The sequence below is a fragment of the Stenotrophomonas sp. STEN023 genome (genome assembly GCF_056760135.1).
The window spans coordinates 43452-70138 of sequence record NZ_JBRREF010000013.1 but is presented as its reverse complement, the minus strand read 5'-3'; the positions used below and the strand labels follow the sequence as shown (position 1 = coordinate 70138).

The 26687-nt window shown below is 64.4% G+C and carries 30 protein-coding genes; 8 read left to right on the top strand and 22 right to left on the bottom strand.

Annotated features, from left to right (window positions below; genetic code table 11):
- Positions 1-5 precede the first annotated feature (5 nt).
- Both ACVOLV_RS05880 and ACVOLV_RS05875 read left to right on the top strand, forming a co-directional pair.
- Positions 6-995, top strand: coding sequence for an Lnb N-terminal periplasmic domain-containing protein (locus ACVOLV_RS05880; RefSeq protein ID WP_481553588.1), 990 nt, complete (start codon positions 6-8; stop codon positions 993-995).
- Entirely contained in the window at positions 992-2956 is a 1965-nt protein-coding gene (locus tag ACVOLV_RS05875) for an esterase/lipase family protein (protein ID WP_481553576.1), read from the top strand. Before ACVOLV_RS05880 ends, ACVOLV_RS05875 begins: the two co-directional genes overlap by 4 nt.
- 102 nt (positions 2957-3058) lie before the next feature.
- Here the strand turns inward: ACVOLV_RS05875 and ACVOLV_RS05870 are convergent, their stop codons facing one another.
- Positions 3059-4420 (bottom strand): MFS transporter, encoded by a 1362-nt coding sequence (locus tag ACVOLV_RS05870; protein ID WP_481553575.1) that lies wholly within the window; start codon positions 4418-4420, stop codon positions 3059-3061.
- Positions 4421-4494: 74 nt separating this feature from the next.
- On the opposite strand from ACVOLV_RS05870, the gene soxR reads away from it, so the two are divergent.
- Positions 4495-4929, top strand: coding sequence for a redox-sensitive transcriptional activator SoxR (gene soxR, locus ACVOLV_RS05865; protein ID WP_282268518.1), 435 nt, complete (start codon positions 4495-4497; stop codon positions 4927-4929).
- A 90-nt stretch (positions 4930-5019) separates the two neighbouring features.
- Here soxR and ACVOLV_RS05860 read toward each other — a convergent pair whose 3' ends face one another.
- The 5 genes from ACVOLV_RS05860 to ACVOLV_RS05840 all read right to left on the bottom strand — a co-directional run bounded on the left by ACVOLV_RS05860 (position 5020) and on the right by ACVOLV_RS05840 (position 9420).
- Complete coding sequence (locus ACVOLV_RS05860) at positions 5020-5427, bottom strand: hypothetical protein (protein WP_282268515.1); 408 nt, start codon at positions 5425-5427, stop codon at positions 5020-5022.
- Positions 5428-5509: 82 nt separating this feature from the next.
- Positions 5510-6910 carry a phosphatase domain-containing putative toxin gene (locus ACVOLV_RS05855; RefSeq protein WP_481553574.1) on the bottom strand — a complete coding sequence of 467 codons (1401 nt, stop codon included), beginning with the start codon at positions 6908-6910 and terminating at the stop codon, positions 5510-5512.
- 271 nt (positions 6911-7181) lie between these two features.
- Positions 7182-7643 carry a DUF4426 domain-containing protein gene (locus tag ACVOLV_RS05850; protein ID WP_481553573.1) on the bottom strand — a complete coding sequence of 154 codons (462 nt, stop codon included), beginning with the start codon at positions 7641-7643 and terminating at the stop codon, positions 7182-7184.
- Between the two features lie 225 nt (positions 7644-7868).
- Entirely contained in the window at positions 7869-8729 is an 861-nt protein-coding gene (proC, locus tag ACVOLV_RS05845; protein WP_481553572.1) for a pyrroline-5-carboxylate reductase, read from the bottom strand.
- Positions 8730-8748: 19 nt separating this feature from the next.
- Positions 8749-9420 carry a YggS family pyridoxal phosphate-dependent enzyme gene (locus tag ACVOLV_RS05840; RefSeq protein WP_481553571.1) on the bottom strand — a complete coding sequence of 224 codons (672 nt, stop codon included), beginning with the start codon at positions 9418-9420 and terminating at the stop codon, positions 8749-8751.
- A gap of 86 nt (positions 9421-9506) precedes the next feature.
- On the opposite strand from ACVOLV_RS05840, the gene ACVOLV_RS05835 reads away from it, so the two are divergent.
- Together ACVOLV_RS05835 and ACVOLV_RS05830 are read left to right on the top strand one after the other, a co-directional pair.
- Complete coding sequence (locus tag ACVOLV_RS05835; RefSeq protein WP_296251652.1) at positions 9507-10544, top strand: type IV pilus twitching motility protein PilT; 1038 nt, start codon at positions 9507-9509, stop codon at positions 10542-10544.
- 112 nt (positions 10545-10656) lie between these two features.
- Positions 10657-11787 carry a PilT/PilU family type 4a pilus ATPase gene (locus ACVOLV_RS05830; protein WP_481553570.1) on the top strand — a complete coding sequence of 377 codons (1131 nt, stop codon included), beginning with the start codon at positions 10657-10659 and terminating at the stop codon, positions 11785-11787.
- A gap of 288 nt (positions 11788-12075) precedes the next feature.
- Here ACVOLV_RS05830 and ACVOLV_RS05825 read toward each other — a convergent pair whose 3' ends face one another.
- Positions 12076-12612, bottom strand: coding sequence for a DNA-3-methyladenine glycosylase I (locus ACVOLV_RS05825; RefSeq protein WP_481553569.1), 537 nt, complete (start codon positions 12610-12612; stop codon positions 12076-12078).
- 77 nt (positions 12613-12689) lie between these two features.
- Here ACVOLV_RS05825 and ACVOLV_RS05820 point away from each other — a divergent pair, with 77 nt between their 5' ends.
- From ACVOLV_RS05820 to ACVOLV_RS05810, 3 genes are read left to right on the top strand one after another with little or no spacing between them, the layout of a single operon-like run.
- Positions 12690-13256, top strand: coding sequence for a YqgE/AlgH family protein (locus ACVOLV_RS05820; protein ID WP_303749136.1), 567 nt, complete (start codon positions 12690-12692; stop codon positions 13254-13256).
- Positions 13249-13716, top strand: coding sequence for a Holliday junction resolvase RuvX (gene ruvX / locus ACVOLV_RS05815; RefSeq protein WP_481553568.1), 468 nt, complete (start codon positions 13249-13251; stop codon positions 13714-13716). Before ACVOLV_RS05820 ends, ruvX begins: the two co-directional genes overlap by 8 nt.
- A gap of 17 nt (positions 13717-13733) precedes the next feature.
- Positions 13734-14684: an aspartate carbamoyltransferase catalytic subunit gene (locus tag ACVOLV_RS05810; protein ID WP_282268494.1), complete on the top strand. Its 951-nt coding sequence runs from the start codon at positions 13734-13736 to the stop codon at positions 14682-14684.
- Between the two features lie 267 nt (positions 14685-14951).
- On the opposite strand, the gene ACVOLV_RS05805 is transcribed toward ACVOLV_RS05810, so the two are convergent.
- The 15 genes from ACVOLV_RS05805 to ACVOLV_RS05735 form a co-directional block, all read right to left on the bottom strand.
- Positions 14952-15689, bottom strand: a complete 738-nt coding sequence (locus ACVOLV_RS05805) for a tetratricopeptide repeat protein (protein WP_481553567.1) — start codon at positions 15687-15689, stop codon at positions 14952-14954.
- Positions 15690-15765: 76 nt separating this feature from the next.
- A complete protein-coding gene (locus ACVOLV_RS05800; protein WP_481553566.1) occupies positions 15766-16029 on the bottom strand; it encodes a hypothetical protein in 264 nt (87 codons plus the stop codon).
- A gap of 117 nt (positions 16030-16146) precedes the next feature.
- Entirely contained in the window at positions 16147-17508 is a 1362-nt protein-coding gene (gene mgtE, locus ACVOLV_RS05795; RefSeq protein ID WP_481531995.1) for a magnesium transporter, read from the bottom strand.
- A 117-nt stretch (positions 17509-17625) separates the two neighbouring features.
- Positions 17626-19344: a phosphoenolpyruvate--protein phosphotransferase gene (ptsP, locus tag ACVOLV_RS05790; RefSeq protein WP_481553565.1), complete on the bottom strand. Its 1719-nt coding sequence runs from the start codon at positions 19342-19344 to the stop codon at positions 17626-17628.
- 49 nt (positions 19345-19393) lie between these two features.
- Positions 19394-19663: an HPr family phosphocarrier protein gene (locus ACVOLV_RS05785; protein ID WP_303749143.1), complete on the bottom strand. Its 270-nt coding sequence runs from the start codon at positions 19661-19663 to the stop codon at positions 19394-19396.
- The gene (locus ACVOLV_RS05780; RefSeq protein ID WP_282267870.1) at positions 19656-20048 is read right to left on the bottom strand and encodes a PTS sugar transporter subunit IIA; all 393 of its coding nucleotides are present in this window, start codon (positions 20046-20048) and stop codon (positions 19656-19658) included. Before ACVOLV_RS05780 ends, ACVOLV_RS05785 begins: the two co-directional genes overlap by 8 nt.
- A gap of 98 nt (positions 20049-20146) precedes the next feature.
- Positions 20147-21025, bottom strand: a complete 879-nt coding sequence (gene rapZ / locus ACVOLV_RS05775) for an RNase adapter RapZ (protein ID WP_481553564.1) — start codon at positions 21023-21025, stop codon at positions 20147-20149.
- Entirely contained in the window at positions 21022-21972 is a 951-nt protein-coding gene (hprK, locus tag ACVOLV_RS05770) for an HPr(Ser) kinase/phosphatase (RefSeq protein ID WP_481546254.1), read from the bottom strand. Before hprK ends, rapZ begins: the two co-directional genes overlap by 4 nt.
- Positions 21969-22421, bottom strand: coding sequence for a PTS sugar transporter subunit IIA (locus tag ACVOLV_RS05765; RefSeq protein WP_303749146.1), 453 nt, complete (start codon positions 22419-22421; stop codon positions 21969-21971). Before ACVOLV_RS05765 ends, hprK begins: the two co-directional genes overlap by 4 nt.
- Before the next feature lie 25 nt (positions 22422-22446).
- Complete coding sequence (gene hpf, locus ACVOLV_RS05760; protein ID WP_282267862.1) at positions 22447-22761, bottom strand: ribosome hibernation-promoting factor, HPF/YfiA family; 315 nt, start codon at positions 22759-22761, stop codon at positions 22447-22449.
- Positions 22762-22820: 59 nt separating this feature from the next.
- A complete protein-coding gene (locus ACVOLV_RS05755; RefSeq protein ID WP_481553563.1) occupies positions 22821-24251 on the bottom strand; it encodes an RNA polymerase factor sigma-54 in 1431 nt (476 codons plus the stop codon).
- 41 nt (positions 24252-24292) lie between these two features.
- A complete protein-coding gene (gene lptB / locus ACVOLV_RS05750) occupies positions 24293-25012 on the bottom strand; it encodes an LPS export ABC transporter ATP-binding protein (RefSeq protein ID WP_481546251.1) in 720 nt (239 codons plus the stop codon).
- Positions 25012-25533: a lipopolysaccharide transport periplasmic protein LptA gene (gene lptA / locus ACVOLV_RS05745; RefSeq protein ID WP_481553562.1), complete on the bottom strand. Its 522-nt coding sequence runs from the start codon at positions 25531-25533 to the stop codon at positions 25012-25014. The genes lptB and lptA overlap by 1 nt, the downstream gene beginning before the upstream one ends.
- The gene (gene lptC / locus ACVOLV_RS05740; protein WP_481553561.1) at positions 25520-26086 is read right to left on the bottom strand and encodes an LPS export ABC transporter periplasmic protein LptC; all 567 of its coding nucleotides are present in this window, start codon (positions 26084-26086) and stop codon (positions 25520-25522) included. The genes lptA and lptC overlap by 14 nt, the downstream gene beginning before the upstream one ends.
- Positions 26086-26631 carry a KdsC family phosphatase gene (locus ACVOLV_RS05735; RefSeq protein ID WP_481553560.1) on the bottom strand — a complete coding sequence of 182 codons (546 nt, stop codon included), beginning with the start codon at positions 26629-26631 and terminating at the stop codon, positions 26086-26088. The genes lptC and ACVOLV_RS05735 overlap by 1 nt, the downstream gene beginning before the upstream one ends.
- Positions 26632-26687: the final 56 nt, after the last annotated feature.

Below are 26687 nucleotides of genomic sequence, written 5' to 3'. Positions count from 1 at the left end.
TCCTGTTGGCGTTGTTGTGCTTGGGTATCGGTATCTGGGGCGGGTTTGCGCTGTGGTACCAGTTCCCCGGCAATGTGGTGACCAAGGTCGTCGCGATCCTGGTGTGGTGCGTACCCAGCATCTGGGCGATCCGCGCGGGCTTTGGGCCGGTGCGGCGTTGGCATTCGCTGGCGGTGTTCGGGGCGCTGTTTGCGGTGATGCTGATCTGGTGGGCGACGATCGACCCGCGGCAAGACCGGGCCTGGGCCGATGACGTGGCGCAGCCGCTGCATGCGCGTATCGAAGGCGACCGCCTGATCATCGATAACGTGCGCAACTTCCATTGGCGCACCGAGACCGACTACGACGTGCGCTGGGAGGCGCGTGAGTACGATCTGTCGCAGGTGCAGTCGGTGGACATGATCCTGTCCTATTGGATGGGCCCGGCGATTGCACACACGCTGGTGTCGTTCGGTTTCGCCGATGGCCGCCAGCTGGTGTTCTCGTTGGAGATCCGCAAGGAGCAGGGCGAGTCGTTCTCGGCGCTGGGTGGCTTCTTCCGCAAGTTCGAATCGGTGTTGGTGGCCTCGGATGAGCGTGACATCGTGCTGACGCGCAGCAACGCGCGCGGCGAGGATGTCTATCTGTACCGCCTGCATGGGCTGAGCCCGGACAAGATGCGCGATCTGCTGCGCTTCTATGTGGACCGCGCGCAGCTGCTGGAAAAGGAGCCGCGTTTCTACAACACACTGACCAGCAACTGCACCACGGTGGTGTTCGAGTTGATGCGCCGCATCCAGCCCAAGCTGCCGCTGGACTACCGCTTGCTCGCTTCCGGCTATCTGGCCGAATACGCCGCCGACGTCGGTGGACTGACCCCGGGCGTGCCGTTGGCGACTCTGCAACAATCGGGGCGTATAACGCTGCGGGCACGCGAAGCGGGCGATGTGGCTGATTTCTCATCCCGGATACGCGCCGGCGTACCCGGCATTCCCGCCTCAGGAACCAACCCATGACCCACACCCCGCAGACATGGATACGCCGGCTGTTGCCGGTGGTCGCGGTAATGGCGCTGCTGCTGTCCAGCGGCTGCGCCATGGTGAAGATGAAAGCGGTGAGCAACACCGATTACGTGATGCTCAAGCGTGGCGACATCCTCAGCACTGGCAAGCTCAGTGCCTTGTCGCAGGAGTCGCTGTCGGTCATTGGCTTGACCGAGAGTGATTGCAGCAAGGACCTGCCAACTTGTCGGCAGACGGTGACCACCAATGACGGCCTGCAGTCCGAGCAGCGTCTGTCCACCCTGGCCGAGCTGTGGATGCAGGAAGCCTTGGCGCTCACGCCCAAGGCCAAGGGCAATGAGCCCATCGAGCTGCCGCCGGCCGCGCTGAACGCCTGGCTGGAAACCGCGCGCTATTCCTATCTGTACCTGTTCTTCAGCGGCCGCAGCCCGGCGCAGCGCGCCCTGGAAGACCGGCTTACCCAGGTGCGGGATTACTACAACTACGCGACCGAGCAGGCTGCGTCGGTGGTGTTCCAGCGCACCCGCGCGCGCGCCTTGGAAGGCGAGGACATCAACCTGCCGGTGCAGGTTGATGACTGGACCATCAGTTCGCAGTTCGATGGGCTCAAACTGGAGGGGGTGCCCAAGCAACTGGTAGCGGCGTCCTCGGTGAGCTTTGCCGGCTTGCGCAGCTCGTATCGACGCGATGGCTTTGGTGCCGAGCTGGTGGCAATGATGGAAGCACCAACGCTGGCGCAGGCGCTGGAAGTGGAGGAGCGCAACCAGCAGCTGCCGGTCTACAGCGAAATGCCGGCGATCAATGCCACTGCGGTGCTGAACTTCAGCGGCAACACCCTGGAAGAAGTGCTGGCTACCCGCCATGTGCAGCTGCAGGCCTATTCGCCCGACCTCACCAGCATCCAGATGCGCGGCCAGGAAGTGCCGCTGGCGGCCAACTTCACCGCGGCCTATGGCTTGTGGTTGGCCCAGTCCGGGTTCGCCACTGAATCGCTGCGCACCTTGTTCGGCCGTGGCGTCGGCATCCGCGAGCCGCATATCTATCTGATGCAGCCCTACGATCCGAACAAGCGCATCATCTTCATGCTGCACGGTCTGGCCAGCAGCCCGGAGGCTTGGGTGAACCTGGCCAACGAGATCATGGGCGACGAGGAGATGCGCGAGCATTACCAGGTGTGGTCGGTGTATTACCCGACCAATGCGCCGATCGCCTTGAACCGTTACACCATCAGCAAGGCCTTCAACAGCACGCTGCATCACTTCGATCCCAAGAGCACGGCGCCGGCATCGCATGACATGGTGTTCATCGGCCACAGCATGGGCGGCGTGATCGCACGCCTGATGCTCAGTGACTCGGGCGATGTGCTGTGGGAAAACACCCGCCAGCGCTACAACCTGCAGGGCGAGCGCTTGGCGCGGGTAGAAGCCAAGCTCGGGCCGGTGCTGCACTTCACTCCGCAGCCGAACGTGGAGCGGGCGATTTTCCTGGCCTCGCCGCACAAGGGCACGGATGCGGCTGGCAACCGGCTCGGCCGTTTGATCGGCAGGCTGGTGCGCTTGCCGCTGACGATTCTTGGTGCCTTCGGTGACGCCTTCATGGCGCTGCAGGACCCGGGCGAAGCCGATGGCACGAAGAAGCCCAAGGAGCCGGTGATCACCAACAGCATCGAGAACCTGAAGGCCAGCGATCCCTTCATCGAGGCGTCTTCGGCACTACCGATCCAACCGGGCCTGAAGTACCACTCGATCATCGCCAAGCGCAAAGCTGACGTGCCGACCGCACAGTCCGACGACGGGCTGGTGCCGTACTGGAGCGCGCATCTGGATGGCGCCTTGTCTGAGAAGGTGATCGTGTCCGGCCACAGCGTGCAGGAAACACCGGAAGCGGTGCTGGAAGTGCGGCGCATCCTGCGCAAGGACCTGCTGGAAGTGGAAGGCGTGGACGCTGCGCACTGAGCCTATGCCGGGCTGCGTGCAGCCCGGGCAATGGATCAAGCCGGAGATCGTCGCGTAGAGCTGCGACGCAGGAGATTGCGGAGCTGCGTGATCGAACGCCGCTCAGCCGATGCGGCGACCAACCATGGTCGCCATCGCCGCCAATAGCAGGGTCACCACGAAGCACAGCAGATAGCCGGTGGTTTCATTGCCGCCGACCGTCGCGGCGAACAGCGAGCCGGAGATCGCCAGCGTCGAGGCGACGGCGATGCCTTCGCTCAGCTGCAAGGCCGAGCTGTTTGCACCTTGCTCGTGCGGCGCCGACAGCGACAAGGTCAGCACCGACAGGCTGGGATAGATCAGGCCCATGCCCAGCCCGGTGAGCGACCAGCCGGCGAGTGCCAGCATCAAGGGCACACCCGGATACAGCGTGAGCACAGTGATCAACAGACCGGCCAGCATCAGCCAGGTGCCGACCTGCAGCATGTGCGTGCGGCGCCAGCCAAAGTGCTGGTGGCCTTGCAGCCACGAGCCGGAGAACCAGCCCAGCGCGCCCAGACTCAGTGCTGCGCCCGCCCACAGCGGCGACAGGTCGCGCTCGCGCTGCAGCAGCAGTGGCAGGAAGGCTTCGGCACCAAAGAAGGCCGAGGCGGCAATGCCGCGCAAGGCGATCACGCTGGGCAGGCCGCGGCGCAGCAGCAAGGTGCCGCTGGGCAACAGGTGCCGGGCGCAGAAGATCAGCGCGGCCACCGCCACTGCCATCACCGCCAGTGCCTGCATGCCTTGCAGCTGTCCGCCGACATACAGCAACAGCGCCGCCAGTGCCGTGCCAATCGCCCAGCGCACCACCGGTCGTTGCTCGACATCGCGACGGATGCTGGTTTGGGTACTGCGCAAGGCCGGCAACAGCAGCCAGGCCGCCGGCAAGGCCAACACCGGCACGATGAGGAAGACCCAGCGCCAGCTCAGGTGCTGCACGATCAGGCCGCTCAGGCCGGGACCGATCAGCGAGGGTACGACCCAGCCGGCGGAGAAGGCTGCGAACACCTTGGGGCGCAGCGCTTCCGGATAGGTGCGCGCCACCAGTACATACAGCGATACCGAGATCGCTCCGATGCCGACGCCTTGCAGCAGGCGCCCGACGATCAATACATCCATACGCGGCGCCAAACCGGCCAGCAGCAGGCCAATCAGGAAGCTGCCCAGGCCCAGCCACAACGGTCGCGCCGGGCCTTGCCGGTCGCACATGCGGCCGGCCAGGGTCATGCCGATGACGCTGGTGGCCAGGGCGCCGCCGAAGGCCAGCGCATACAGGCGCAATCCGTCCAAGGCTTGGGCCACGCTGGGCATGGCGGCCGCCACGGCCAGCGCCTCGAAGGCGATCAGCGAGATCAGCGCGACCATGCCGAAGGTGGTGGCACGGTATTGCGGGGCGAGGATGGAGGTAGTTGCCGGCGGGGCCGGGGCGATGCTTTGGGAACTCATGATGCGACGCTGCTGCTTGAGTTGCGGCTGGGGGGCGTGCAGCATCACACCTCAACCATGGTTGAGGTCAAGTGATGTCCACGCGGGAACTGAGTGTAGGTGAAGTGGCCCGGCGCAGCGGTGTTGCGGTGTCGGCCTTGCACTTCTATGAGCGCAAAGGACTGATCCACAGCCAGCGCACTGCCGGCAATCAGCGAAGATTCCAGAGTGATGTGCTGCGGCGCTTGGCACTGATCCAGGCCGCGCAGCGCGTGGGCATGCCGTTGCAGGCGGTCGCCGAGCGTCTGGCGGAATTGCCGGAAGGGCGCGCGCCCACAAAGGCTGACTGGGCGAAGATGTCGGCGCGCTGGCGCAAGGAACTGGACGAGCGCATCGCAACGCTGCAGTTCATGCGGGACCAGCTCAGTGATTGCATCGGCTGCGGCTGCCTGTCGCTGAAGCGCTGCGGCCTGCTGAATCCGCAGGACGTGCTGGGGCAGCGTGGCGAAGGCCCGCAACGCGTGGGCTAACGTTGCGAGAGTGGATCGGCAAGCTGCCGGGTATCGGACGACACACCAGCAGTGCTTGCAGCCTGGGCCACATTGCGTGGCCCGGATCGATCAGATTTCCGCCTCGATCAGCGGCATCGCCAGACGCGAGCGGGTCAGTACCATGCCGAGGTTCGCGGTGCGGCGGCAGACGAACACCATCACGTAGTCCGGGTAGCGCTTGCCGCGCATGAAGACGTGGATCAGGTTCTCGCTGTTGACGATGATTTCCTGGAAGTAGTGCGCGCCTTCCTGGTCTTCCAGGCCGCGTGCGCGGCGGAACATCTGTTCGATGCTGCGGATGTTCGGGCCCTGGTACAGGTCGGCGGTGGCGGCGGCGACCAGATCCAGCACTTCGCGCGGATGCGAATCGACGGTGCGTACCGACAGCAGCATGCCGGAGCTGATGTCGACGTAGCCGGCGGCCACGCATTCGGGGATGGAGGCAACGGATTGCTGCAGGGTGGTGTCGAGCGACATGGGGAATCCTTGCGGAAGGGGGAGAAAAAGGAAAAGCGATGCCCGCAGGCCGCAGTGCGACCCGGCATCACTCAGGGGTTGATCAATCGCAGGCGCGGATCAGCAGGTTTTCTTCCAGCGCATGCAGCAGGTCTTCCTGCTCCTGCGACTGCACGAAGCCTGGGTCCAAGGTGCGCAGGCGGCGCAGTGCCTCATTGGCGGTGAGCCCTTCGCGGATCAACCACGCGGCCAGCACCATGCCAGTTCGGCCAAGGCCGGCCAGGCAGTGCACGGCGACGACTTCGCCTTCGCGCAGCATCACCTCGATCTTGGCCAGCAGCAGCTTGGCCCACAGCAAGGGCGGTGCGCCGCGGTCAACGATGCCCAGGTGATAGCTGCGCAGCCCGTAGGGAGCCAGTCGTTCGGCCGACATCTCGCGTTCGGTCAGGTTGACCAGCACGGTCACGCCCATGCCACGCAGCAACGCCAGATCGTGATCGATGGCGAATACCACACCGGGCATCGGGCAGCCGGCGAGCTTGCCCGGCACCAGCCAATGGAAGCCGTTTGGGCCGCGCCGCGAGGGCGTGGCGGAAAGACGGACTGATGCAGGTGTAGATGCTGGCAACGGACGAGGAATGGAAGTCTCGGCTGCAGCGCCGACAGTTCGGCCTGGTGCTTTCTCAGCGATGACAACTGGCCCAGGCGCAGCAACACCATCGGCCAGTTCCTCGGCACGTGCATCCGGTGCCGGTACATGGCAGCTGCCGGTGCGCAGGAACTGCGCCAGCACAGCGTGCTGCCCGCGATTGGCAAAGAAGGCCTTCACGGGTGCATCAACCTGCACCTGGCCGCCGGCCAGCAGAATCACCCGCGAAGCGATACGTCGTGCCTGGCCTTGATGGTGCAGGCTGACCAGGCAGCAGTGCGTGGCGGATAGACGTTCAATCAGCGTGAGCACGGCTTCGGCGTCGGTCGACTCCAGTTCGCTGGTCGGCTCGTCGATCAACAGCAGTGGACTGCCGCTGAAAGCAGCCCGCAGGATGGCGACCTGACGAGCGAGTCCGCGCGGCAGGTCGATCACCCGCTGCTGCAGATGCGCGGCCAAAGCGTTGGCGCCCAAGGCCTGCAGGCGTGCGTCGATCTGTTCGCGCAATGCCTGTGGCTTGTTGCCTGATTGCGGGCGCAGCGCGGCGCTGAGGTTTTCCAGCACGCTGAAGCCAAGTTCGCGTGCGTGTTGTTGCACCAGTACCGGTGGCTGCGTTGCCGCTTCCAGCGCTGCACCCTGGAACAGCAGCGAGCCCCAGCGCTCGCCATGTGCATTGCTTTGCCCGGACAGCGCCTGCAGCAACGAGGACTTGCCGGTGCCGCCCGGGCCCATCAACACCACGATGCCGGTGCCGCTGATGTCCAGATCAATCGATGCCAGCACGGTGCGTTGGCCACGGCGCATGCCCCAGCCTTGCAGCTGCAGCAACGGAGTAGGGGAGTTGTGGACTGGCAAGTACGTCACTCTGCCCGTCGCAAGCCACGTTTCTGAGGCCTGCGCGGAATTGGAAAGGCGGTCAGTATGGTTTGTGTTAATTCCATGTCAATTTGACTTTGTGATGTGCGCGGGCAGGGCGCATCAGCCGTGCAGGTTGCGACGTGATCGCCGCTGCGCGGTCATATCAAATTGATTGGGAAAGGAAATGCGTGCTTTTCCAGCAGCATTTCCAACGGCGAATACGGCGCTGAAACAACAAACAAGACGATGCTTATTGTTTCGGCGGGATTCAGAAATTCCGCTCGAAGCGAACGTTTCCCGCGCCTGCATCCGCGCTTATCTGCAGATCCACGCGCAGTTGATCGCGTGGATGCGCGTCGAGTACACCGATCAGATCGGTATAGGAACCGGTACGCACCGCACGCAAGTCAATCTGTTGGCGCTTGCCGGAAAGGTCGGTGGCGATGGCTTGTACCTTGCCTTCGGCTGGGATTTCTTCGCCTTGTTCCAGTTGTCGTAGTGCAACCACCAACAGTGCGCGGTCGGCTTCGCGTTGCACTTGATAGCTGCGGGCGACTGCGTCATTCATGGCCAGGGTTGGTAGCAGGTTGTAGTGCACGCGCAGCTTGCCGAGGTCGGCGTGGCTGGGCTGCGCTTGTTGGATGACGGCTGCGCGTGGGGAGGGCTCTGCGGAGCAGGCGGCAAGGGTAAGTAGCAGGGAGGAGGACAGCGTTAGGGCGAACCGGGGCATGGTGTTGGTGTCCTTGGGCTGTGGTGCTGGATTGGGCCTTCTTGATTGCTTGAAAGCTGCAAGGCTTCGCCTTGCCCCTTTCCCGAACCCCCGCTCCGCGCCCCGGCCCTTGCGCCAGCGCAAGGGCGTTCGATGGGCAGCGAACCGGTGGTTCGCAAACTGCCCCTCTCATCCCACAAGGGGAGGGGGCTTGGCATTGCTTACAACTTGCAGCGTTCTTGCTACTCAATCGTTCGCAGCAGAAAGCTCTTTGCCGCGTTTCGCTGCAGCATCGATGGCGCGCGCGGTCAGCGCTTCAAAGCCGCCGGCCTGGAAGGTTTCGATGGCTGCCTGGGTTGTGCCGCCCGGCGAGGTGACGCGGCGGCGCAGTTCGGCCGGGGCTTCGCCGGCTTCGGTCAGCATGCGCGCGGCGCCGAGGACGGTGTCCAACACCAGCGTGCGCGCCGCATCCGCCGGCAGGCCTTGCTCCAGTGCTGCGGCTTCCATCGCCTCGGCCAGCAGGAAGATATAGGCCGGGCCGCTGCCGGAGACGGCAGTCACCGCATCCATCAGTCCCTCGCTCTCGATCCAGACCGTGCGGCCTGCGCTGGCAAGGACCTGCTCGGTCTGCGCGCGTTGGGCGGTGGATACGCGCGGGTTGGCGAACAGACCGGTGACGCCGGCACCGAGCAGGGCGGGGGTGTTGGGCATGGCGCGGACGATGGCCTGGTTGCCACCCAGCCAGCGTTCGAGCTGCGCGGCGGTGATGCCGGCGGCGATCGAGGCGACCACTGGCTGCTGTGCGGCGGCGATGGGACTCAAGGCCTCGCAGACGGTACGCATCACCTGCGGCTTGACCGCCATCAACCATAGCCCGGCATGGGCGGCGGCGGCTTCAGCCGCGTTGTAGACCTGCACGCCGAAGTCCTGCGCCAGTGCTTCGCGCAGGGCGGCGACCGGTTCGGCCACATGGATGCGGCTGGCAGCCATGCCGCGTCGCAGCAAACCGGCGATCAGGCTGCGCGCCATGTTGCCGCCGCCGATGAAGGCGACATCGGTGTCGGGGAGCTGGGTGTCGGGGAGGTCTGTGTGCGGGCTGCTGGTCATCAATCCAATCTCGGTGCGATCAAGGGGAAGGGCGTTGGCCGAACAAGGCGGTGCCAACTCTGACCATGGTCGAGCCGGCGGCGATGGCTTCGGCGAAGTCACTGCTCATGCCCATCGAAAGTGTATCGACCTGCGGGTAATGCGCGGCCAGGTCGGTAAACAGATCCTGCATCCGTGCAAACGCGGCCTGGCGTTTGGCCGCTTCCGGGAACGGCGCCGGGATCGCCATCAGACCACGCAGGCAGAGCCGTGGTTCGCTGGCGATGGCCGCAGCCAGGGCAGCGACCTGCTCCGGGGCGCAGCCGTGCTTGCTGTCCTCGTCGTCGATGTTGACCTGGATCAGCACGTTGAGGGGGGGCAAAGCGGACGGGCGGGCCTTGGCCAGGGCGCCGACCAGCTTGCTTCGGTCCACGGTCTGCACCCAGTCGAAGACCTGTGCGGCCAGCTCGGCCTTGTTGGACTGCAGGTGGCCGATCAGGTGCCACTCCAGGCCCAGCCCGGCCAGTTCGGTGATCTTGGCGGCAGCCTCCTGCACATAGTTTTCACCAAAGGCGCGCTGTCCTTGCGCGGCCAGGCCGGCCACCGCCGCTGCCGGCTGCAGCTTGGAAACGGCCAGCAGGCGGACTGCCCGGGAGGGGCGGGAAGCAGCGTCGATCTGCTGGCGGAGGGTGGCTAAAGGGACCGTTTGCAAAACATCAACCTCTTACGTGGGAAGGCTATACTGCCGGCCAGGGGAAACACCTTACATATACTCGCAACGCAGGGGACAGAGCGCGTATGGATATCGCTGAACTTTTGGCGTTCTCGGTCAAGAACAAGGCCTCGGACCTCCACCTCTCCGCTGGCCTGCCGCCGATGATCCGCGTGGACGGTGACGTCCGTCGCATCAACATCCCGGCCCTGGACCACAAACAAGTGCACGCGCTGGTGTACGACATCATGTCGGACAAGCAGCGGCGTGATTACGAAGAATTCCTCGAGGTCGACTTCTCGTTCGAGATTCCCTCGCTGGCGCGCTTCCGTGTCAATGCGTTCAACCAGAACCGTGGTGCCGGTGCGGTGTTCCGTACCATTCCTTCGGAAGTGCTGACGCTGGAAGACCTGGCCTGCCCGCCGATCTTCCGTGAGTTGATCGAACAGCCGCAGGGTCTGATCCTGGTCACCGGCCCGACCGGTTCGGGCAAGTCGACCACGCTGGCGGCGATGATCGACCACATCAACAAGAACGAATACGGTCACATCCTCACCGTCGAGGATCCGATCGAATTCGTGCACACCTCGCAGAAGTGCCTGATCAACCAGCGCGAAGTGCACCGCGATACGCACGGCTTCAACGAAGCACTGCGCTCGGCCTTGCGTGAAGACCCGGACATCATCCTGGTCGGCGAATTGCGTGACCTTGAGACCATCCGCCTGGCGCTGACCGCGGCAGAAACCGGCCACCTGGTGTTCGGCACCCTGCATACCAGCTCGGCGGCCAAGACCATCGACCGTATCATCGACGTGTTCCCGGCTGGCGAAAAGCCGATGGTGCGCTCGATGCTGTCCGAGTCGCTGCGTGCGGTGATTTCGCAGGCACTGCTCAAGCGCGTTGGTGGTGGCCGTGTGGCCTCGCACGAAATCATGGTGGCAACACCTGCTATCCGTAACCTGATCCGCGAAGACAAGGTGGCGCAGATGTACTCGTCCATCCAGACCGGCCAGCAGGTGGGCATGCAGACGCTGGATCAGAACCTGCAGGATCTGGTCAAGCGCAGCCTGGTCACGCGCAACCAGGCCAAGGAATACGCCAAGGACAAGCGTCTGTTCGAGTAATTCCAGGTTTCGGGATTAGAGATTCGGAATTCGGGATTCGCAAAAGCCGGAATCGACGGGGCGCCGTGGAGTCATCCCACGCCCTGTCCCGGCTCTCCATCGGGAGCCAGACATGAGCACTATTGATTTCACTTCGTTCCTCAAGCTGATGGCGCACCAGAAGGCGTCGGACCTTTTCATCACCGCCGGCATGCCGCCGTCGATGAAGGTCAACGGCAAGCTGTCGCCTATCACCCAGACACCGCTGACGGCGCAGCAAAGCCGCGACATGGTGCTCAACGTGATGACGCCGTCGCAGCGCGAGGAATTTGAAAAAACCCACGAATGCAATTTCGCCATTGGCGTCTCCGGCGTGGGCCGCTTCCGTGTGAGCTGCTTCTACCAGCGCAACCAGGTGGGCATGGTGCTGCGTCGTATCGAGACGCGCATTCCCACCGTCGAAGAGTTGAGCCTGCCGCCGGTGATCAAGACGCTGGCCATGACCAAGCGCGGCATCATCCTGTTCGTCGGCGCCACCGGTACCGGCAAGTCGACCTCGCTGGCGGCGATGATCGGCTACCGCAACCAGAACTCGACCGGCCACATCATCACCATCGAAGACCCGATCGAATTCGTGCACAAGCATGAAGGCTGCATCGTGACCCAGCGCGAAGTCGGCATCGATACCGACAGCTGGGAAGCGGCGTTGAAGAACACGCTGCGACAGGCGCCGGACGTGATCATGATCGGCGAAATCCGTACCCGCGAGGGCATGGATCACGCGGTCGCATTCGCTGAAACCGGGCACCTGGTGCTGGCCACGCTGCATGCCAACAACGCCAACCAGGCGATGGACCGCATCATCAACTTCTTCCCGGAAGACCGCCGCAACCAGTTGCTGATGGATTTGTCGCTGAACCTGAAGGGCGTGGTGGCACAGCAGCTGGTACCGACCCCGGACGGCAAGAGCCGCCGCGTGGCGATGGAAATCCTGCTGGGCACGCCGCTGGTGCAGGACTACATCCGCGACGGCGAAGTGCACAAGCTGAAGGAAGTGATGAAGGATTCCGTGCAGCTGGGCATGAAGACCTTCGACCAGAGCCTGTTCGAGCTGTACCAGGCCGGCGAGATCAGCTACGACGACGCCTTGCGTTATGCCGATTCGCAGAATGAGGTGCGCCTGCGCATCAAGCTGTCGCAGGGCGGTGATGCCAAGACCTTGTCGCAGGGTCTGGACGGCGTGGAGATTGCCGAGGTTCGCTGAGTCTGACGGGTTTGGTGGTTTGAAAAGCCGCTCCTTTTGGGGCGGTTTTTTTGTTGGGGCAAGATCAAGATCAAGATCACCCCTCCCGAACCCTCTCCTTCGCTGCGCGAAAGGGAGGGGCCAGAGCCAAAGCGAAAGCGAAAGCAGAAGCCGAAGCCGAAGCCGAAGCCTTAATCTTGGCGGAGGCCGCTCTTCCCCCTCCCTTTCGCGCAGCGAAGGGGAGGGCCGGGGAGGGGTGCTCTTGCTGTTGCTTCCAGCTCCCGCTCAAGTCAACAGCGCCCAGGTAAATTAACGCCCCATCCAAGCCGGCCCAATCGCTGCAATCTTCACCATCACCGGGCAATCCTCCCGGTGCGCTCCGGGCAGGTAGCCCAGGCTCATCAGGAACTCACCGGTGATCTCGCCACCGGTGAACCGGAACGTCTTCTTGAACAGCTTCACCCACTCCGCCTTGCTCAGCGGGTGGTGCGCATCCAGCCACTGCGCAAAGCCCCCATGCGAGGCACGCAAGCCCTGGATCACCTGCGCGTTGTGGATGGCCGCTGCCACCTTGAGCCGGTTGCGGATGATGCTGGCGTCGGCCAGCAGGCGGGCGATATCCGCTTCCCCATAGGCCGCCACCGCGTCCACATCGAAGCCGCTGTAGGCGCTGCGGAAGCCTTCACGCTTGCGCAGGATGGTTTCCCAGCTCAAACCGGCCTGGTTGATCTCCAGCAGCAGGCGCTCGAAGAGCTCGCGTTCATCGCGCTGCGGAAAGCCATACTCGTTCTCGTGGTACGGCCCGTGCACGGGGTGGCCCGGGGCGAAATCACAGTAATAGGTCATGGGTATCTCCGCGTTAAGGAAGCCCGGATTATCGCCGCTACGAGGCGGCGGACGGCCGCAGCCGGTAGAATGCAGACATGTCTGCGCTGTCACCACCTCTATCCAACCATCTGCTGGTGGCGCTGCCATCGCTTGTCGATCCACTGTTTGCCCGCAGCGTGGCCTTGATCTGCCAGCACGATGACAACGGCGCGATGGGCGTCGTGGTCAACCAGCCTTCCGATTTCACCCTGGGCGACGTGTTCGCGCAGATGGAGATCGATACCGACGACGGCGACCTGCGCGCCGTGCCGGTGCTCAATGGCGGCCCGGTGCACACCGAGCGTGGTTTCGTCATCCATGACGATGCCCGCGCATGGGATTCCAGCCTGAAAGTGGCCGATGGTCTCTACCTGACCACCTCCCGCGATATCCTCGAGGCGATGGCGCGTGGCGAAGGCCCGCGCAATGCGCTGGTTACGCTTGGCTGTGCCGGCTGGAGCGAAGGGCAGTTGGAGCAGGAGCTGGCCGACAACAGCTGGCTGACCGTGCCTGCCGACGCCACTGTGCTGTTCGAAACGCCGCTGGACGAGCGCTGGCAGCTTGCCGGCTCGCGCATCGGCGTGGATCTGTTCCTGGTCACCGGGTATAGCGGCCGTGCTTGAGTCCAGCGCACTTTCCACCAGCAGCACGGTACTGGGTTTCGATGTCGGCTCGCGCCGCATCGGCGTTGCCATCGGCAGCTCGCTGGGTGTTGGCGCGCGCGCGATCGCGGTCGTCGATGTGCATGGCAATGGTCCGGACTGGAACGCGCTGGACAAGCTGCACAAGGAATGGCGGCCGCAAGGCATGATCGTTGGCGATCCGCTCACTCTGGAAGGCGAGGACCAGCCCAACCGCAAGCGCGCGCATGCCTTTGCCAGGCAGTTGCAGCAGCGCTACAAGGTGCCGGTATTGCTGGTGGATGAGCGTTCCAGCTCGGTCGAGGCCGCGCAGCGTTTTGCGGTGGAGCGCGCCGAAGGCCGCAAGCGCCGCCGCGATGCCGCCAACCTCGACGCCGTTGCCGCCGCCGTCATCATCGAGCGCTGGTTGTCGGCGCCGCACGAAGCCACCCCTATTTCCTGACTGTCGAAGACCCTGCCATGACCGCTTCGCAACTTGATGCCCAAGGACGCCTGCGCCACCTGCTGACCCTGGATGGTTTGCCGCGGGAAACCCTGCTGCAGCTGCTCGACCGTGCTGGCCAGATCCGCGATGCCGCGGTCGGCCGTATCAACAACAAGCGCGCGGTGCTGGCTGGCACTGGTGTTTGCACGCTGTTCTTCGAACCCTCCACCCGCACCCGCAGCTCATTCCAGCTGGCGGCGCAGCGGCTGGGTGCTGACGTATTGAATTTCGATGCTTCCACCTCTTCTGCGCGCAAGGGCGAGACCGCCAGCGACACGCTGAAGAATCTGGAAGCGATGGGCGTGCGCGGCTTCATCGTGCGCCACCCGGACGATGGTGCGGTGGCCGAACTGGCTGGCGTGGCTGGCGAAGGTACCGCGCTGATCAATGCCGGCGACGGCCGCAGCGCGCACCCGACCCAGGGCCTGCTCGACATGCTGACCCTGCGGCAGGCCAAGGGCAGCGATTTCTCCAAGCTGAAAGTGGTGATCGTCGGCGACGTAAAGCACTCGCGTGTTGCGCGTACCGATCTGCAGGCGATGCGCACCCTGGGCGTCGGCGAGATCCGCGTCTGCGGCCCGCAATCGCTGCTGCCGGAGGATGGAATCCTTGATGGCTGCGTGGTCGGCCATGATTTCGACGCGATGCTGGAAGGCGTGGATGCGCTGATGATGCTGCGTCTGCAACGCGAGCGCATGGAAGAAGGCCTGGTGCCATCGCTGGAGCAGTACCACGCGCAGTACGGCCTCAACAGCGAGCGCCTGAAGCGCGCGGCCAAGGACGCAGCGGTGCTGCACCCGGGCCCGATCAACCGCGGCGTGGAAGTCACCGACGAAGTGGCCGATGGTCCGCAGTCGTGGGTGCTGCGCCAGGTCGCCAATGGCGTGGCGGTGCGCATGGCGGTGTTGGAAACCCTGTTGGGTTGATGATGTGCTCCCTCCCTTGCGCCAACGGCGGAGGGGAGGGCTGGGGAGGGGGTGGCTCTTGAGCCTTTCAACCACTCCCAGCTTCGCGGCTTACGCCGCTCCCACAAGCCGATCGGGATTGCAGGAGACCCGAATGTAGAGCCGAGCCATGCTCGGCTGGGGCATTACCGGGAGAGCCTCTGCCGAGCATGGCTCGGCACTATGCAGCTGCGCTGGGGCATTACCGGGAAAGCCTCTGCCGAGCATGGCTCGGCACTACCGGGGCGGTTATGGTTTTCCTGCCTGACGCTTGCGTTGCTGGCGGATGTAGGTCATTTCGTTCTCGGCGACTTTGTTGCCGGGTTCCAGTGCCAACGACTCTTCGTACGCTGTCTGGGCTGCGTCCAAGTCACCCAGCTCAATCAAGGCATAGCCGGTTCCGCGCAGTGCCAGCGCCTCGGCGTACGCTGCTTCAGGATGGCTGCGGGTTAATGCCAGCGCCTGCTGGTAACTGCTCAGCGCTGCCGACCAGTCTTTGCTCATGTTCAGCGCCGCGCCGCGTTCGGTCAGCGCTTCCGGCTCATAGGGCGCGGTTGCGTGGGCCTTGTCCAGCCATCGTATTGCCTGCGGCGCATCGCGCAGTTCCACGGCGATGTAGCCCAGCTGGATGTAGACGTTGGCACAGGCACTGTCCAGCCAGTCGATGGGCTCACCGTCGCCGTGGTCGCGCAGGTAAAGCTCGTATTGCCGCTGCGTGCGGAAGCTCAGCGAACGCCGTCCTGGTGCAGCGCGGTAGGCGTCGCATTGGCGCGCGGCGTCGAGTAGCAGGGCTTTGGCCTGGGCATGCTCGCCTTTCACATTCAGGGTGCCGGCCTCCTGTACGGAAGCACGCAACTCCTTGCCCAGCGCTGGCTCACCTGGCTGCGAGTAGATCTGTGTGGTGCTGAGCGTGACCGGATCGACGGGTTCGTCGGCGAGTGCGTTGGCGCAAGCCAACGCCAGAACAATACAAAGCAGATAACGCATACGTCCCCCGCGTAGCGATGTGGACGTCAGCGTAGCCGGAGCCGCCGCGAATCGGTAGGGGCGCCGGTGCAGGCGCTCAGCCGCGCGGCGCCATTGCCAGGATTGCCAGCTGCTGCTGGGCTTCTTCATTGCCAGCTGCGGCGGCGGCCTGCACCTGGGCCAGGTCCGGGTGTTGCACTACCAGCAGTGGGTACTCGCATTCGGGGCAGGCGTATTCGGTCTGCTCGTCGTGCAGCTCCATTTCCATCTGCCGTGAGTTGCCTTTCCATTCGCAGGCAGGGCAGTTGTGCAGCTCTTCGCGCCAGCCGCTCTGGTAGTAGTCGTTGACGGTGATGGTCATGGGCAGGGCCTGAAACAAGAGCGGGGAAATGTAGCCCGGGTAAGCGGAAGCGCACCCGGGAGTTCTTCGCGGAAAGCCCCGGGTGCGCTGGCGCTTACCCGGGCTACGGTTTCGCAATCAGTGCAGCAGCACCAGCGTGGCCAGGCCGAGGAAGGTGAAGAAGCCCATCGAGTCGGTGACTGCGGTCAGGAAGATACCGCTGGCCAATGCCGGGTCGAAGCCGAGTCGCTTCAGCGTCAATGGCACCAATACGCCGGCCGATGCGGCAAACAATAGATTGAAGGTCAGCGCGATGCCGATCACCAGCGACAGCCCGGGCATGTGGAACCACGCCAACACGATCAGGCCGAGCACGGTGCCCAGCACCACACCATTGAGCAGGGCTACACGCAATTCCTTCCACAACAAGGTGCGGGCATTGGAGGCGCCAACCTGGCCCAAGGCCAGGCCGCGGATCATCAGCGCCAGCACCTGGGTACCGGCATTGCCGCCGAGGCCGGCGACAATCGGCATCAGTACCGCCAGCGCCACCAGCTTGTCGATGGTCCCTTCGAAGTGGCCGACCACGCTGGAGGCGAGGAAGGCGGTGCACAGATTGACCGACAGCCACATCAGGCGGCGGCGCATGGCGCGCCAGACCGGGCTGAACAGGTCTTCGTCCTCGTCCAGGCCGGCCGCGCCCAAGGCCTGGTGATCGGCCTGGCCACGGATGATGTCGACCACGTCATCGATGGTGATGCGGCCGATCAGGATGTTGTTGTCATCCACCACCGGTGCCGAGACCCAGTCGTGATCGGAGAACTGGCGGGCTACTTCGTCGGCGCTTTCGCCCACGTCGATGGCCGGCTGTTCGTCATCGATCAGGCGGTTGATCGGGGTGGTGTCTTCGTGGGTGACCAGCGAAGCCAGCGAGAGGCGGCCCAAGTACTGGTGGCGACGGCTGACCACGAACAGGTGATCGGTGTGGTCAGGCAGCTCGCCGCGCAGGCGCAGGTAGCGCAGCACCACGTCGACGTTGACGTCGGCGCGCACGGTGACCACGTCGGGGTTCATCAAACGGCCGGCGGTGTCTTCCGGGTAGGACAGCACCTGCTCAAGCCGCTCGCGGTTCTCGCGGTCCATCGACTTGAGCACTTCGTCGATGACGGTGTCGGGCAGGTCCTCGACCAGATCGGCAAGATCGTCGATGTCCAGGTCTTCGACTGCGGCGATGATCTCGTCCGCGTCCATGTCCGCCAACAGGCTCTCGCGCACGTCTTCACCGACATGCACCAGCACCTCACCATCATCCTCGGCATCGACCAGGCCCCACACCACTTCGCGCTTGCCTGGCGGCAGCGATTCGAGCAGGTTGCCGATCTCGGCCGGCGACAAGGTGTTGACCAGGCGACGCACCGGGCCCAGGCGGCCGCTGTCCAACGCATCGGAAAGCAGGCGCAGCTGACGTGCGGTCTTGTCGTGGCGTACGGCTTCGGCCATGCGCAGCTCCCGGAGTGGTGATGGCCGCAGTCGGTGGCGGCAGGCGCCATCGGTGGTGTCTAGCCCGCCATTATCGCGTGCGGCGCGCGCGCTTGCATATAACCCGCGTTAGCGGAGTCAGTTTCCGGCGATGCTGGCGACCCAGCGTTCAATGCCGCGGCGGTCGCGTGCAGCCAACAACTGCGGGGCCTGCAGGCGCAGCTCGGCCAAGTTGACCTCACGGATGGCGCGTCGCACTTCCAGCAAGGTCGCCGGGTGCAGGCTGAACTCGGTCAGCCCCAGCGCCAGCAGCAGGGCTGTCATATGCGCGTCACCTGCCATTTCACCGCAGACCGCCACCGGCGTGTCGTGCCGCTGCGCGGTATCGATCACCTGCCACAGCAGCCGCAGCACCGCCGGATGCAGCGGCGAGTACAGCTCGGCCACGGCGTCGTTGTTGCGGTCGGCGGCGAGCAGGTACTGGACCAGATCGTTGGTGCCGATCGACAGGAAGTCGACCTGGTCGATGAAGGTCTCCAGTGCGATGGCCGCTGCCGGCACCTCGATCATCGCCCCGACCGGAATGTTCTCCGCGACCTCATGACCGTCATTGCGCAGGATCGCGGCCAACCGCGACAGCCGCCGGCGCACCGCCATGATTTCCTCGCGGGTGGTCAGCATCGGCACCAGGATGCGTAGCGGGCCATAGCCGGAAGCGCGCAGGATGGCCCGCAGCTGGGTGTCGGAGACTTTCGGCCGGGCCAGCGACAGGCGCACGCCACGCAGGCCGAGTGCGGGATTTTCTTCGCTGCTGAGTACCAGACCGGTGCGGTCGGCCTTGTCCGCGCCAAGGTCCAGGGTGCGGATGGTGACCGGGCGGCCGCTCATGCCCAGCACGGTGTCGCGGTAGACACGGAACTGTTCTTCTTCGTCAGGCAGCTGGTTGCGCTGCATGAACAGGAATTCGGTGCGGTACAGGCCGAGGCCACGGGCACCCAGCGCATGCGCCTGGGCCACGTCGTCATGCGACTCGGCATTGGCCAGCAGGGTGATCTCCGCGCCATCGAGGGTGCGGGTGGGTTTTGCCCGCAAACGCCCAAGCTCCCGTTGCTCACGGGCCAGTTCGCGTTGGCGCAGGCGGTACTGGCGCAGGTCGTCCGGGGCCGGATCGACCACGATCTCGCCGCTGACGCCGTCCAGGATCAATACATCGCCATCGCTGACTTTCTGCAGCACCGCAGTCGCAGCCACTACCAGCGGCATATGCAGGCTGCGGGCGAGGATGGCGCTGTGCGAGAGCACGCTGCCGGCGCTGCTGACGATGCCGACCACGCCCTGCGCCTGCAGCTGCGCCAGTTCCGACGGAGCGACGTTTTCGCAGACCAGGATCTCGCCCGCCAGCCCTTTCATGGTAGTGGTGCGTTTATGCAGGAAGGACTGGATGCGACCAATGACATGGTCCAGGTCGTCCATCCGGCTCTTCAGGTAGGCATCTTCCATGCCCTCGAACACCTTGGCCAGGCGGTCGCGCTGGATGCGCAGGGCGTGGCTGGCGCTGTAGCGCTTGCTGCGCACCAGTTCGTCCAGCGCGGTCAGCAGTTCGGGGTCGTCCAGCAGCATGGCGTGCAGGTCGAGGAACTCGCCCACTTCCGCCGGCAGTGCGCCCTGCAGGCGGGTGCGCAGCTCGCGCATTTCCTGGCGGGCCGCATCGGTGGCACGGTGCAGCCGTTCCAGCTCGTGTTCAACCGCAGCGGCGGCGACGCGCTTTTCACCAATATCCTGCACATGCGGCAGGCGTACGCGGGCACGGCCGAGCGCGCTGCCACGGGAGGCGGGCAGGCCCGATAAACGGGTCATTGCTGCCGGCTCCACACAATGGCTGCAGCTGCGCGCGCGGCCTGTGGCATCAGTTGTCCTCGTCGAAACGACGCTCGAACAGCGCAGCAACTGCCTCCAGTGCGGCCGCCTCGTCTTCGCCGTCCACGCGCACCGTTACCGGCGTGCCTTGGGCGGCGGCCAGCAACATCACGCCCATGATGCTCTTGGCGTTGACCTCGCGGCCCTTGGCCACAAGCGTGGCGTTGGAGCGGAAGGCAGACAGCACCTGCACCAGTTTGGCGGTGGCCCGGGCATGCAGCCCCAGCCGGTTTGAAACCATGAGTTCTTGTTCAAGCATCGTCGGTGATGACTCCGTTGCGAGCGCCCGCCGCCGCAGTGGCGGGCAGTTGGTCCAATCCCTGTTCCGGATAGTTCATTACCCGCAGCAACATCGCCAGACTCAATCCCGATACGCGCTTGGTAGGCGTGCCCAGGCGTGCCAGTTTGCCGGCAAGATTGCTCGGGCTGGCGCCGTACAGATCGGTCAGTATCAACACGCCGCCTTCACCTTCCACCCGCCGCATCGCCGCAGAAGCGGCCGGTAGCAGGGCATCCAGGTCGGCGTCGAAAGGCACTTCGAACGCTTCTGTCTTCAGCGGCAGTTGCCGCAACAAGGCGGTCGTCACTTCCAGCAGGGAAGTGCCGACACCGGTATGAGTTACAAGGAGAATGCCGCAGGTCATCCCTGAACGTTAACAGGTCAGGCCAAGTCCGCGATAGCGCTTAAAACTGTCTTCTGTGTGCCATTCAGTGCCTGCGCGGTGATTGCGCAGGCACATGTTCAATCCTGTTCGCGATGGAAGGTGGCCACGTCCTGCCAGCCCTGTTCGCGCGCGTGCCGGGCCAGCCGTTCGGCCAGGTAGACCGAGCGGTGTTTGCCGCCGGTGCAGCCAAAGGCCACGGTGACGTAACTGCGGGTCTCGCTGCCCAGCTTGGGCAGCCAGGTATCGAGCAGGTCCTGCAGCTGGGTGACGTAGCGCACCACCTCGGGCTGGGCGTCCAGGTATTCGCGGACTTCGCGGTCGCGCCCGGTCAGCGAGCGCAGTTCCGGGTCCCAATGCGGATTGGGAAGGACCCGCGCGTCGAAGACGAAATCGGCTTCGGCCGGCACGCCGCGCTTGTAGGCGAAGGACTCGAACAGCAATGACAGCTTGCTCTCGTGGCTGAGCGCAAATTCGGTGATCACCCGGCGGCGCAGCTGGTGCACGTTGAGGCGGGTGGTGTCGATGATGGCATCGGCCTCGCGGCGCAGCGGGGCGGTCAGCTCGCGCTCGCGGGCAATGGCTTCCGGCAGTGACAGGCCGAGATGGCTCAGCGGGTGTCGGCGGCGGGTGTCGGCGTAGCGGGCCAGCAAGGTGTCGTCATCGGCTTCGAAGAACAGCAGCCGCGCCTCGATGCCGTAATCCAGCGCGGTCTTGCGCCAGACAGCCAGCTGGCTGAGGTCGCTGCGGCCACGCACGTCAATGCCGACCACCAGTCGCTGCGGACGATTCTCATCGCGTTCGCCGAGTACGCCACGTACGAATTCCGGCAGCAGGTTTACCGGGATATTGTCCGAGCAGTAGTAATCCAGGTCTTCAAAGGTCTTCAAGGCCACTGACTTGCCCGAACCGGACAGGCCACTGACGATGATCAGGACCGATGCAGGGTGCGCACTCATGAGCTGCGTTGCTCCAGCAGGTTGCTATGGCGGGCGATGAACATCGCCGCCGGGTCGATGCCCTTGGTGCGCAGGATGTGCAGGCGGGTGGCGGCCTCGGTCAGCACCGCCAGGTTGCGCCCGGGCATCACCGGCAGGGTGATCAGCGGCACGTCCAGGTCAAGCACGTGGCGTTTGCCCGAATCACCGGTCAGGCGCTCATAGCCATAGCTGCTGGGTTCGGTCATCGGCTTGGTCAGGTGGACGATGAGGCGAAGGTACTTGTTCTTCTTTACAGACGTGTCACCGAACATCTGACGCACATTCAGTACGCCCAGCCCGCGCACTTCCAGCAGGTCCTGCAGCAGCTCCGGGCAGGTGCCATCGAGCACGTCCGGGGCGATCTGGGTGAATTCGGGGGCGTCATCGGCGACCAGCCGATGGCCGCGGGACAGCAGCTCCAGCGCCAGTTCGCTCTTGCCCGAGCCTGCCTCACCGGTGATCAGCACGCCGATGGAGTAGATCTCCATGAATACGCCATGCAGGATGACCCGCGGCGCCAGCGTGCGGGCCAGGTGATAGCTGAGGTGGTTGAGCAGTTCATGGCCACGGCGTGGCGACACCCACAGCGGCGTCTGCGACTCATCGGCGGCCGAGCGCAGGTCTTCCGGGCAGCCGTGGCTCTTGGTGATCACCAGCGCCAGCGGCCGGGCCTGGATGATGCGCTCGATCACTTCCCAGCGCTGGCGGGCATCCAGCGAATCCAGCCAGGTCAGTTCCTCGGTGCCGAGGATCTGCACTTTGTTCGGGTAGATGGTGTTGAGGTAGCCGGCCAGCGAGGGCCGCCGCGAGACCGTATTGCCGGCCTCCAGCTCCCGTTGCGCGCCGGCATGGCCGGCGACCCAGCGCAGGTCAAGCTTCTCGCGTTGGTGGTCGAAGAGTTCCTGGGCGGTGATGCTGGTATTCATCCGCTACGCGCCTGCTGCGGGTTGATGATGATGTCTTTGAGGGTCTGCGCATCGGGGGCAACGCGCAATGCCTGACGGATGTCGGCGTCGGAAAAGATCTCCGCCAGCTCGGACAGCAGCATCAGGTGCTGGTGGGTGTAATGCGCAGGTACGGCCATCGCGAAGACCAGGTCGACCGGTTCGTCGCCGCCGAAATCAACGGGTTCCTGCAGTCGTAGCAGGGCACCGCGTGGTTCCTGCAAGGTATCCGAACGCCCGTGGGGAATGGCGATGCCGTGGCCAATGGCGGTGCTGCCGACGTTTTCACGTTCGCGCAGGCTTAAAAACAGGCTGTCCGCACCGGCCTCTCGACAAGCGAGCAGGCGGGAGGCGGCAATAAGGGTGCTGTCTCGATCAGCGACCGCGAGTACCTGGGTACTCACGGCCGCCATCAGGTCGGTCAACGGCATGTTGGCTTACGGCTGGGTATAAAGATCAGCCATTGTCGCGCAGAGCATGCGATGCGTGGGGAAGATGCTTTTCCTTGTGCTTTATGACCAGTCGGTCGAGCTTGTCGGCCAGTACGTCGATGGCTGCGTACATGGTGGGTTCGGCAGCATCGGCGTGCAGGGTGCGCCCGGGTAAATTCACCGTGGCGACGACGAGGTAGTCAGGCTTGCGGGTGGACAACTGGACTCGTACTTCGCAGTGCTGGTCGAAGTGCCGACCCAGCCGCTCCAGCTTTGTTTCCACGTACTCCTTCAGGGCAGGCGTGACTTCAACTTGCTGGCCATACGTCTCGATACGCATCGGATTCCTCCTGTGGTTCGGGGTTGCCTAGATGAACCCTGCGCTGCTCAACGAATGCTTCAGGCGATGCGGACGCGTTCGTGGGAGGCACAGATGTTCATGGCCTCACGATACTTCGCAACGGTGCGGCGCGCTACCGGTATGCCACTTGTTTTGAGCATCTCAGCCAGCTTGGCGTCAGAAAGCGGTTTGCGCGGGTTTTCCGCATCGATCAGATTGCGGATCATCGACTGGATGGCCGTGCTGGAGGCCTCGCCACCGCCTTCGGTATCAATGCCGGAGGCAAAAAAGGCACGCAGCGGCAGGGTGCCGCGCGGTGTGCGCACGTATTTGCGGGCGATGGCGCGCGAGATGGTGGATTCGTGCAGTTCCAGCTCACCTGCGATTTCACGCAGCGTTAGCGGACGCAAGGCCTGTTCGCCGAATTCCAGGAAGCCAGCCTGGTGGTGCAGCAGGCTGCTGACTACGCGCAGCAGGGTTTCGCCACGCGCCTGCAGGCTTTTCAGCAACCAACGCGCCTCCTGCAGCTGCGCGCGCAGATAGCTGGCATCGGCATCGCCGCAACGGCGTATCAGTTGTTCGTAGCTTTGATTGATGACCACCCGCGGACCGGCGTGGCCGGCCAGCGCGCAGCGCCAGATGCCACGCTGGCGCCAGACCACGCAATCGGGCACCACATAGGTATCCGAGCTCATCTGCCCCAATTGCTTGCCCGGGCGCGGATCGAGTGAGCGCAGCAGCTGCACCGCTTCTTCCACGTCGGCGACGGGTTGTTTCAGTTCCTGCGCAATGCCACTGATACCGGCGCGCGGCAGGCGCTCCAGCGGGCCATCGGCGATGCGCCTGGCCAGCGCGAGTGCAGGGGTTTCACATGGCAATACGTCCAATTGCAGGCTCAGGCATTCGCCCAGCGTGCGCGCACCAACCCCTGCAGGATCGAAGCGTTGGATCTGGCGTAGCACCGCCACGATCTCGTCTTCGTCGGCATGGATCTCGGGCAACAGCGTCTGCGCGATTGCCGACAAGGGCTCGCGTAGATAGCCGTCTTCATCCAATGCATCGATCAAGGCCACGCCGATGGCGCGATCACACGGACCCAGGTGGGTCAGGTGCAGCTGCCACAGCAGGTGGTCGGCGAGGGTGTCGCCGTCTTCGGCCTGCTCGCGTTCCTCGTCTTCATCGCCATCGAAGGAGCCGGAGCGAGCACTGCTCCAGTCTTCATCGCCACCGTCCCAATCTTCGCCGTCGGCGTTGATTTCGCCCTGTGCGGGATCGATCGGGGCATCGTCGTTGGCGCTGCTTGCGGGGGTGTCGTCACCGTCACCACTTTCGGCATTCTCTGCCCATTCCAGCAGTGGATTGGTTTCCACTGCCTCGGTCAGTTCAAGCTCCAGCTCGGTGCTGGACATCTGCAGCAGCCGTATGGCCTGACGCAACTGCGGCGTCATCACCAGGCTCTGTCCCATCGATGTCTGCAGCCGAGCTTTCATGCCTGTTCCGTTCGGGTAGGGGCCCGACGTGGCGCTGCGACTCAGAGGGTGAAAGCGTCCCCGAGGTAAACACGGCGTACGTCAGTATTGGCAAGCAGATCTTCCGGTGCCCCCTGCGCCAGTACGCTGCCTTCAGCGAGGATATACGCCCGGTCGCAGATTCCCAAGGTTTCGCGCACATTGTGGTCGGTGATCAACACACCGATGCCGCGTTGCTTGAGGTGGGTCACGATGCGCTGGATCTCGCCGACCGAGATCGGGTCGACGCCGGCGAACGGTTCGTCGAGCAGGATCAGGCGTGGCTTGGCAGCCAGTGCGCGGGCGATTTCGCAACGACGACGTTCACCGCCGGACAGGCTGGCGCCGGTCTGGTCGGCCACGTGGCTTATCTGCAGTTCTTCGAGCAGGGACGATAGTTCGCGCTCGCGGCCGGCGTTGTCGAGGTCGGTACGCAGTTCCAGCACCAGGCGGATGTTGTCGGCCACGCTGAGTTTGCGGAACACCGAAGGCTCCTGCGGCAGATAACCCACGCCCAACTTTGCGCGCTCGTACATCGGCTCGGAGGTGATGTCCTTGCCGTCGAGCACGATGCTGCCGGCATCGGCGGCGACCAGGCCGACGATCATGTAGAAGCAGGTGGTCTTGCCGGCACCGTTGGGGCCGAGCACACCGACCACTTCGCCGGCATCCAGGGTCAGCCCGAAGTCCTTGACGACTTCGCGGTTCTTGTAGCGCTTGCGCAGGCCTTGGGCGACGAGCATTACTTGGCCTCTCCTGCCGCTGCCGGCGCCTTGTTCTTGGGCTGGATCACGGTGCGCACGCGGGTGCCGTCGCCGCCACTCTGCATCGCACCGCTGCGGGTGTTGTAGACCATGCGCTGGCCGGCATTGGTGCCGCGCTCGGATTCAACCTTGTAGTTGCCGGTGAGCACGATGACTTCGGTGGCGACGTTGTAATCCAGGTTGTCGGCGCGGGCGTTCATCCAGGTGTTGTCGTCCATCTGCTGCTTCAACGTGGCCTGCTTGCCAACCAGCACGACGCGTTCGGTTTCGCCGTTCTTCTGAATGACGTCAGCGGTGTCGGCGTGGATTTCCAAGGTGCCCTGGGTGATCACCACATTGCCGCTGAAACGGCATTTGCCGTTGTCGCCGACCATGTTGCAGTCACTGTTGGTCGAGTCGATGGTCATCGCCTGGTTGCGATCTGACGACTTGGCCCACGCCATGCCAGGCGCGAGCAGGGCGGCGAGCAGGGTGATCGACGCGAGCTTAGCGGGCAGCACTGGGTTCATAGCGGGTCTTGACCTGGGAAAGGAGTGAATACTGCTGGGATTTGAGGTTGGCACGGAAGCCGACTCCGGTCTGTGACAGGCCCGGACGGGTCAGCGTGACCAGCCCCTCGGTGCGCGCCAGATCCTGCTCGGTCAGCACATCCAGGGCATCAGTGCGGAAGGTGGTTGGCGGGGTCTTGCCGTCCTTGGGGCTGTCGCCGGCGACGTTGCCGCGCAGGCGCAGCTCTTCGCCCTTGGGGCTGACCCAGCCGGTGTCTGCACGCAGTTCCCAGTGCTGGCCGGCGGCGTCGGGCAACAGGAACAGCGGCTTGCTGATGGTCGAGGTCTGGTCGGCGCGGCTGCGTGCCATCGACGGCGCGCGCAGGGTCACCGACTCGTGGCCTTCCTTGTCCAGGGTGACGATCTCGAAGTCGGTCAGGGTGAAATCGGTGCTGCCCTGCTCGATGGCCGAGGGTGCGGTGTTGGCGCGGTTGCGCCATGCCGACCAGCCGCTGAGCAGCGCCGCCAGCAGCAGGCCAATGCCGAGAACCGAACGCCAGTTCATCAGGAAAACCTCGCCAGGACTGCGTCCAGTTTGCCTTGCGCGGCCAGCAGCACGTCACACAGTTCGCGCGCAGCACCACGTCCGCCCTGGGCGCGGGTCTGCCAGTGCACGCGCTCGGCGATCCACGGATGCGCATCGGCCGGCGCTACCGCCAGGCCGACCGCGCACAGTGGCGCCAGATCGGGCAGGTCATCGCCCATGAAGGCGACCTGGTCCAGGCCAATGCCGTGCTGTTCGCACAGAGCGCGCACGCTGGCCAACTTGTCGCCGACCGCGATCTGGGTGTCGATGCCCAGATCGGCGCCGCGGCGCTGCGCCGACAGGCTGTTGCGGGCGGTGATCAGCACCGGGTGGATGCCGTGCTGCTGCAGCAGCTTCAGGCCCAGCCCGTCCTGCACGTAATAGGCCTTGCTCTCGTTGCCCGCGTGGTCATAGAACAGCCGGCCGTCGGTCAGTGTGCCGTCCACGTCAAAGCAGGCCAGGCGGATGGCGCTGGCGGTGGCATGCAGATTGGCGGGGAAGAGATCGAGCGGCGAGTAGGGCATGGGCAGGCAGTATCCGTTGCGGCAGGTCGGGTGTGTGGCCCGAGGTCGTTGATTGT

Bases quoted from the DNA above. Each gene is read 5' to 3' on its own strand.
- ACVOLV_RS05825 (WP_481553569.1), bottom strand. From the start codon at position 12,612: ATGACCTATTACTGTGATTTCGCCCCGGGCCACCCCGTGCACGGGCCG.
- ACVOLV_RS05850 (WP_481553573.1), bottom strand. From the start codon at position 7,643: ATGCCCCGGTTCGCCCTAACGCTGTCCTCCTCCCTGCTACTTACCCTT.
- ptsP (WP_481553565.1), bottom strand. From the start codon at position 19,344: ATGACCCGTTTATCGGGCCTGCCCGCCTCCCGTGGCAGCGCGCTCGGC.
- proC (WP_481553572.1), bottom strand. From the start codon at position 8,729: ATGACCAGCAGCCCGCACACAGACCTCCCCGACACCCAGCTCCCCGAC.
- ACVOLV_RS05805 (WP_481553567.1), bottom strand. From the start codon at position 15,689: ATGCGTTATCTGCTTTGTATTGTTCTGGCGTTGGCTTGCGCCAACGCA.
- ACVOLV_RS05875 (WP_481553576.1), top strand. From the start codon at position 992: ATGACCCACACCCCGCAGACATGGATACGCCGGCTGTTGCCGGTGGTC.
- ACVOLV_RS05810 (WP_282268494.1), top strand. From the start codon at position 13,734: ATGACCGCTTCGCAACTTGATGCCCAAGGACGCCTGCGCCACCTGCTG.
- ACVOLV_RS05765 (WP_303749146.1), bottom strand. From the start codon at position 22,421: ATGCCGTTGACCGACCTGATGGCGGCCGTGAGTACCCAGGTACTCGCG.
- rapZ (WP_481553564.1), bottom strand. From the start codon at position 21,025: ATGAGTGCGCACCCTGCATCGGTCCTGATCATCGTCAGTGGCCTGTCC.
- lptB (WP_481546251.1), bottom strand. From the start codon at position 25,012: ATGCTCGTCGCCCAAGGCCTGCGCAAGCGCTACAAGAACCGCGAAGTC.
- ACVOLV_RS05820 (WP_303749136.1), top strand. From the start codon at position 12,690: ATGTCTGCGCTGTCACCACCTCTATCCAACCATCTGCTGGTGGCGCTG.
- soxR (WP_282268518.1), top strand. From the start codon at position 4,495: ATGTCCACGCGGGAACTGAGTGTAGGTGAAGTGGCCCGGCGCAGCGGT.
- hprK (WP_481546254.1), bottom strand. From the start codon at position 21,972: ATGAATACCAGCATCACCGCCCAGGAACTCTTCGACCACCAACGCGAG.
- ACVOLV_RS05860 (WP_282268515.1), bottom strand. From the start codon at position 5,427: ATGTCGCTCGACACCACCCTGCAGCAATCCGTTGCCTCCATCCCCGAA.
- ACVOLV_RS05755 (WP_481553563.1), bottom strand. From the start codon at position 24,251: ATGAAAGCTCGGCTGCAGACATCGATGGGACAGAGCCTGGTGATGACG.
- ACVOLV_RS05785 (WP_303749143.1), bottom strand. From the start codon at position 19,663: ATGCTTGAACAAGAACTCATGGTTTCAAACCGGCTGGGGCTGCATGCC.
- mgtE (WP_481531995.1), bottom strand. From the start codon at position 17,508: ATGGCCGAAGCCGTACGCCACGACAAGACCGCACGTCAGCTGCGCCTG.
- ACVOLV_RS05830 (WP_481553570.1), top strand. From the start codon at position 10,657: ATGAGCACTATTGATTTCACTTCGTTCCTCAAGCTGATGGCGCACCAG.
- lptC (WP_481553561.1), bottom strand. From the start codon at position 26,086: ATGAACTGGCGTTCGGTTCTCGGCATTGGCCTGCTGCTGGCGGCGCTG.
- ACVOLV_RS05780 (WP_282267870.1), bottom strand. From the start codon at position 20,048: ATGACCTGCGGCATTCTCCTTGTAACTCATACCGGTGTCGGCACTTCC.
- ACVOLV_RS05870 (WP_481553575.1), bottom strand. From the start codon at position 4,420: ATGAGTTCCCAAAGCATCGCCCCGGCCCCGCCGGCAACTACCTCCATC.
- ACVOLV_RS05800 (WP_481553566.1), bottom strand. From the start codon at position 16,029: ATGACCATCACCGTCAACGACTACTACCAGAGCGGCTGGCGCGAAGAG.
- ACVOLV_RS05735 (WP_481553560.1), bottom strand. From the start codon at position 26,631: ATGCCCTACTCGCCGCTCGATCTCTTCCCCGCCAATCTGCATGCCACC.
- ACVOLV_RS05835 (WP_296251652.1), top strand. From the start codon at position 9,507: ATGGATATCGCTGAACTTTTGGCGTTCTCGGTCAAGAACAAGGCCTCG.
- hpf (WP_282267862.1), bottom strand. From the start codon at position 22,761: ATGCGTATCGAGACGTATGGCCAGCAAGTTGAAGTCACGCCTGCCCTG.